The sequence below is a fragment of the Thiomonas sp. TH-17 genome (genome assembly GCF_057473305.1).
Genome location: NZ_JBYCKI010000211.1, coordinates 1 through 6,129 on the forward strand (window position 1 = coordinate 1; position 6,129 = coordinate 6,129).

General features: G+C 63.3%; 7 protein-coding genes. All 7 read left to right on the plus strand.

Going from position 1 to position 6,129, the window contains the following annotated elements; translation table 11 throughout:
• Positions 1 to 203: sensor histidine kinase (locus AC2VLV_RS12650; protein ID WP_486990324.1), on the plus strand; the 203-nt coding region annotated here is incomplete at its 5' end.
• Positions 204 to 440: 237 nt separating this feature from the next.
• Complete coding sequence (locus tag AC2VLV_RS12655; protein ID WP_486990325.1) at positions 441 to 1,307, plus strand: ABC transporter substrate-binding protein; 867 nt, start codon at positions 441 to 443, stop codon at positions 1,305 to 1,307.
• 232 nt (positions 1,308 to 1,539) lie between these two features.
• Positions 1,540 to 2,334, plus strand: coding sequence for an ABC transporter substrate-binding protein (locus AC2VLV_RS12660; RefSeq protein ID WP_486990326.1), 795 nt, complete (start codon positions 1,540 to 1,542; stop codon positions 2,332 to 2,334).
• A 57-nt stretch (positions 2,335 to 2,391) separates the two neighbouring features.
• A complete protein-coding gene (locus tag AC2VLV_RS12665) occupies positions 2,392 to 3,282 on the plus strand; it encodes an amino acid ABC transporter permease (protein ID WP_486990327.1) in 891 nt (296 codons plus the stop codon).
• Positions 3,279 to 4,043: an amino acid ABC transporter ATP-binding protein gene (locus AC2VLV_RS12670; protein ID WP_486990328.1), complete on the plus strand. Its 765-nt coding sequence runs from the start codon at positions 3,279 to 3,281 to the stop codon at positions 4,041 to 4,043. The genes AC2VLV_RS12665 and AC2VLV_RS12670 overlap by 4 nt, the downstream gene beginning before the upstream one ends.
• Positions 4,044 to 4,141: 98 nt before the next feature.
• Positions 4,142 to 5,122, plus strand: a complete 981-nt coding sequence (locus tag AC2VLV_RS12675) for a TAXI family TRAP transporter solute-binding subunit (RefSeq protein ID WP_486990329.1) — start codon at positions 4,142 to 4,144, stop codon at positions 5,120 to 5,122.
• A 96-nt stretch (positions 5,123 to 5,218) separates the two neighbouring features.
• The coding region (locus AC2VLV_RS12680) for a TRAP transporter permease (protein WP_486990330.1) at positions 5,219 to 6,129 on the plus strand (911 nt) is incomplete at its 3' end.

Sequence of the window (6,129 nt, forward strand, 5' to 3'; positions counted from 1 at the left end):
GCGACCAGGGGCCGGGCATTCCCCCGGCCGATGCGCAGCGCATTTTCGAGCCTTTCGAGCGCCTGTCCGGGCGCGGCGAAGGCACCGGGCTGGGCCTGGCCCTCGTGCGCCGCATCGCCCGCCAGCATGGCGGCGAAGCCCGCTGCCTGCCCCGCGCTGGCGGCGGCGCCTGCTTCGAAATCTGGCTCGGACGCAAGCCCTGAGCGCGGCCCGTTCACGCCTAGGTGCCAGGCTGGCGCAATACTTGCTAGAGCCGAGTCTGCCTTCAGGCCTCCCGTCGGAGACCGAATGCTCCGGTTTTTTTAATACCATGCGTGACCGGATGCGAAAAGTCGCAGCAAAACAGGGGCTATTCGTTCTGCTTCGAGTGCGTCCTGGGCAACCTGCCATCGCAGGCGAACAACAAAACATCGCAGTTCACACCTCTTAAGGAAAAAATCATGACGTTCACTCTTCGCAAGCTCGCATTGCCGCGCCGTCTGGGCGCACTGACGGGTTCCGTGGCGCTTTGCGCGGTTTTCTGCGCCAGCGCATCCGCAGCCTCCATCGCCCTGCCGCAGAAATACAAGGAACAAGGCCACCTGACCATCGCTGCCGACGCCACCTATGCGCCGATGGAATTCATCGCCAAGGACGGCAAGACCGTCGTCGGCGCCGACGTCGATCTGGGCAAGGCCATCGCCAAAAAGCTCGGTGTGAAAGCTGATTTCATCAACGCCAGTTTCGACAGCATCATTCCGGCACTGCAGTCGGGCAAGTACGACATGAGCATGTCGTCGTTCACCATCACCAAGAAACGTGAAGAAGTTGTCGACTTCGTCAGCTATATGACGGCGGGCACCTCGTTCTACGTCAAGGCCAAGGGCGGCCCCAAAGTCAATGGGCTGGCCGATCTGTGCGGCATGTCCGTGGCCGTCGAGAAGGGCACGACCCAGGCCGAAGACGCCACCAAGCAGAGCCAGGAATGCGTGGCCGCCGGCAAGAAGGCCGTGACGGTGTCGGTGTTCCCCGACCAGAACGGCGCCAACCTCGCCATCGTCAGCGGCCGCGCACAAGTGGGCATGGCCGACTCGCCGGTGGCGGCCTGGATCGTTGAAGAGTCTCGCGGTCAGTTCAAGCTGACCGGCGAGTCCTACAACTCCGCGCCCTATGGCATTGCCATTCCGAAAAACAGCGGCCTGGCCGAGCCGGTGTTGCAAGCCCTCAAGGAAGTGATCGCCAGCGGCGAATACGCCAAGATCCTGCACAAATGGGGCATCACCCAGGGCGCCATCAAAGACCCTGCCATCAACCCGGCCGCGCAGTAAGCACCAACGCAGCCAAGCTCCGCAGTCGATCTGATAAGACTTGATGCCCTGCGCCCAGGCGGCAAAAAAAAAGGCCAACCTGAGGCAGGGCTGCAACCGTATCGGCGCTTGCTCGTCCTGGGTCTTCCTCTCATATGCCCATCAGTCTAGGAATCGAATGATGATTCGCGTTCTCCGAGGCTACGCCTCTTTCCGCCGCGGCTTGGCCGCCCTTAGCGCAATCGCAATCGGCATGACCCTGGCCTCTTCGGCTGCGGCGGCCACGATCACCCTGCCCGCCAAGTACAAGCAGCAAGGCGAATTGACCTTCGCCTTCAATGCCGCCTACGCGCCCATGGAATTCATCGCCAATGACGGCAAGACCATGATCGGCCTCGACATCGATCTGGCCAACGCCATTGCAAAGAAGCTTGGCGTCAAGGCCAAGTTTGTCCAAGCTGGTTTTGACACCATCATTCCTGGGCTGCAATCGGACAGGTATGACTTGAGCATGTCGTCTTTCACCATCACCAAAAAACGCGAGGAGGTGATGGACTTTGTCAGCTACTTCACTGCTGGCACCTCCTTTTACGTCAAGGCCAAGGGTGGCCCTGCGGTTGCCTCGTTGGGAGATTTGTGCGGACTGAGCGTGGCTGTGACCAAGGGCACGATTCAATCCGAAGACGCCACCAAGCAGAACCAGGAATGCAAGGCTGCGGGCAAGAAAGGTTTGGACGTGCAGTTCTATCCCGACCAGAACGCCGCCAGCCTGGCTATGGACAGCGGCCGCGCGCAAGTGTGCATGGCCGACTCGCCAGTGGCTGCGTGGATCGTCAAGGAATCGCGCGGCAAGTTCAAGCTTTCGGGTGTGCCCTACAACTCCGCGCCCTACGGTATTGTCATTCCCAAGAACAGCGGCCTGGCCGAGCCGGTGCTGCAGGCGGTCAAGGCGGTCATGGCCGATGGCGAGTACACCAAAATTCTGAAAAAGTGGGGCGCTGAGCAGGGTGCGATCACCACGCCTGAAATCAACCCTGCCGTGCAGTAAGTTCAATCCCCCGCCGTGGCCATGCGCCACAGCGGGTCGCCTGATCGGTTCCATTCCATGCGACCTGACGACATTCAAGCCATCCCGGCCCGACATCCTGGCCGCTGGGTGGCCGCTGCCGCCGTTCTTGTGCTGCTGGCAGCAACGGCCTACTCATTGACGACCAACCCGCGCTTTGAGTGGTCGGTCGTCGGCGAATATTTCTTCTCCGTGCGCATCCTGCACGGTTTGCTGCTCACCCTTGAACTCACCGTGATTTCGATGGCCATCGGCGTGGCGCTGGGCGTGCTGCTGGCAGTCATGCGGCTGTCGCACAACCCGATGGTCTCGAGGGCGAGCTGGTTCTACATCTGGCTGTTCCGCGGCACCCCGGTGCTGGTGCAGATTCTGTTCTGGTTCAACATCACCGCGCTCTACCCGAATATCGGCTTCGGCTCCTGGAGTTTCGATGCCAACAACCTGATCACCCCCTTCGTTGCCGCCATTCTGGCGCTGGGCCTCAACGAAGGCGCTTACATGGCCGAGATCGTGCGCGCCGGCATTCTGTCGGTGGACGAAGGCCAGAGCGAGGCCGGGGCCGCCCTGGGCATGTCGCGGCTGCAGATCATGCGGCGCGTGGTGCTGCCGCAGGCCATGCGGGTCATCGTGCCGCCCACCGGCAACGAGGCGATCTCGATGCTCAAGACCACCTCGCTGGTCAGCGTGATCGCCGTGAGCGATTTGCTGTATTCGGCGCAGCTCATCTACTCCGTGAACTACCGCACCATTCCGCTGCTGCTGGTGGCCAGCATCTGGTACCTGATCGTGACCACGCTGCTGTCGATCGGGCAGTTCTACATCGAACGCCATTTCGGACGCAGCGCCACCCGTCAACTGGCCCCCACGCCGTTGCAGCATCTGCGCCAGCTCGTCTTCGGACGGGGCGGAAACAGCGGGGGCGTGAAATGAACCTGCCCATGGTCAAGGCCGAAGGCGTGCACAAACGCTTCGGTTCGGTCGAGGTGCTCAAGGGCATTTCGATGGAAGTCGCTCGCGGCGAAGTGGTCTGCCTGTTGGGTGCATCGGGCTCGGGTAAATCCACCTTTCTGCGCTGCATCAACCACCTGGAGAAAATCGACGCCGGCCGTCTGCTGGTCGATGGCGAGTTGGTCGGCTATCGCCAGGTCGGCGACCGGCTGCACGAGTTGCACGACCGCGATATCTGCCGCCATCGCGCCGAAGTCGGCATGGTGTTTCAGCGCTTCAATCTGTTCGGCCACATGACCGCGCTGGAGAACATCATCGAAGCGCCCATGCTGGTGCGCAAGATGCCCAAGGCGCAAGCCACCGAGCGTGCCCGCGAGCTGCTCGCCCGCGTCGGGCTGGCCGATCGCGGCAGCGCCTATCCCAACCAGCTCTCGGGCGGACAGCAGCAGCGCATCGCCATCGCCCGCGCGCTGGCCATGAGCCCCAAGCTGATGCTGTTCGACGAACCGACCTCCGCGCTCGATCCCGAACTGGTCGGCGAAGTGCTCGACGTCATGAAGTCGCTCGCGCGCGACGGCATGACCATGGTGGTCGTCACCCACGAAATGGGCTTTGCCCGTGAAGTCGCCGACCGCGTGGTGATGATGCATCAGGGGACCATCATCGAATCCGCCCCGCCGGAGCAGTTTTTCGGCGCGCCGCAGCACGAGCGCACGCGGCAGTTCCTGTCCAAGATTCTCTGAGCCAGGACCGCCGCGGCCGGTCAAGATTGTCCTGTTGCATTTGGTGACAGACGGACTAGCATCGTGTCCATTTGTCACAACACTGCCACGGAGACCTCATGACTCGCAACCCCGCTTCCCCCGCTCGCCGCCGCGTCCTCGCACTCGCTGGCGGTGCCGCTTTGCTCTCCCCCCTGGCCCTGCGCCCTGCGTTTGCGGCCGAGTACCTCACCATCGCCACCGGCGGCACCAGCGGCGTGTACTACCCGCTGGGTGTTGCGCTCTCACAGATTTACACCAAGGCCATACCCGCCGCCAAGAGTTCGGTGCAGGCGACCAAGGGTTCGGTGGAAAACCTCAATCTGCTCGAAGCCGGGCGCGCCGAGCTGGGTTTCTCGCTGGGCGACGCCCTTTCGGCCGCCTGGAAGGGCGAGGCCGACGCCGGGTTCAAGGCCCCGCTGACAAAGCTGCGCACCATGGCGGCGATCTATTCCAACTATGTGCAGATCGTGGCGCGCGAAGATTCTGGCATCAAAACCCTGGCCGACCTGAAAGGCAAAAGCATTTCGGTGGGCGCGCCCAAGAGCGGCACCGAACTCAACGCCCGCGCCTTGTTCAAGGCCGCCGGACTGAGCTACAAAGACTTTTCCAAGGTCGAATACCTGCCCTTCGGCGAATCGGTGGAACTGATGAAGAACCGCCAGCTCGACGCCACGCTGCAATCGGCCGGGCTGGGCGTGTCTTCGCTGCGCGATCTGGCGGCGTCGCAAAAAATCGTGGTGGTTCCCGTGCCTGCCGAGATCATCGCCAAGGTGGGCGATCCGGCGTATCAGAGCGGGGTCATTCCAGCGAACACTTATGAAGGCCAGACCGCCGCTGTGCCGACGGCGCGAATTCAGAACTTCCTCGTCACCCGCGAGGGGCTGACTGAAGAGAGGGTCTATCAGATGACCCAGGCGATGTTCACCCACCTGCCCGAGTTGGTCGCCGCGCACGCCGCGGCCAAAGGCATCAGCCTGAAGGACGCACCGCTCAATTCGCCTGTGCCGTTGCACCCCGGCGCGGCCAAGTATTACCGCGAAGCCGGCGTACTGAAGTAAACCGGCGGCATTCCCGCCCCGGCCCGCCAGCGCGGGCCGTCTCATCCACCGTGTGACGCCGCCACGAGCGGCCTTCACACGCCCCGGATTCCAGCCATGAGCGCCAACGCCGACGACCTGATCCACACCTCCTCCGAGCCGCACGCCGACAGCGGCCACCAGCGCAGCCTTTCCGGGCTCGCGCAGCGCACCGTCATGGCGGCGGCGCTGGCGTTTTCGGCTTATCAGCTCGTCGTGGCGGCCTTCCACCCGCTGTCGAGCCTGGTGATGCGCTCGCTGCATGTGGGCTTTCTGATGTTGCTGGTGTTCTGGGTCGTGCCAGCGCTCAAGCGCGGGAGCTGGATGCACCGCATTCCGTGGTTCGACTGGCTGCTGGGCGCTGCGGCCTTCGGGCTCGGGCTGTATCACTGGTTTTTCGAAGCCGACCTGATTCAGCGCAGCGGCGATCCGACGCTCACCGACCTCTGGGTCGGCGCTGCGGTGGTGGTGTTGCTGTTCGAGGCGGCCCGGCGCAGCCTGGGTCTGGCGCTGCCGCTGGTCTGCGCGGCCTTTTTGCTCTACGGCCTGTTCGGCCAGTACCTGCCCGACGCCATCAGCCACCGGGGCTACGGGCTCGACCAGATCATCAACCAGCTCTATCTCGGCACCGAGGGCATCTACGGCATCCCCACCCTGGTGTCGGCAACCTACATCTTCCTGTTCATTCTGTTCGGCGCGTTTCTCGAACATGCCGGGATGATCCGGCTGTTCAACGCCCTGGCGCTGGGGCTGGTGGGCAGGGCGCGGGGCGGCCCGGCCAAGGTGGCGGTCATGTCTTCGGGCCTGATGGGCACCATCTCCGGCTCGGGCGTGGCCAATGTGCTCACGGTAGGCCAGTTCACCATTCCGCTGATGAAGCGTTTCGGCTACTCGCCGGTCTTCGCCGGGGCGGTGGAGGCCACGGCCAGCATGGGCGGACAGATCATGCCGCCGGTCATGGGCGCGGTGGCCTTCATCATGGCCGAAAC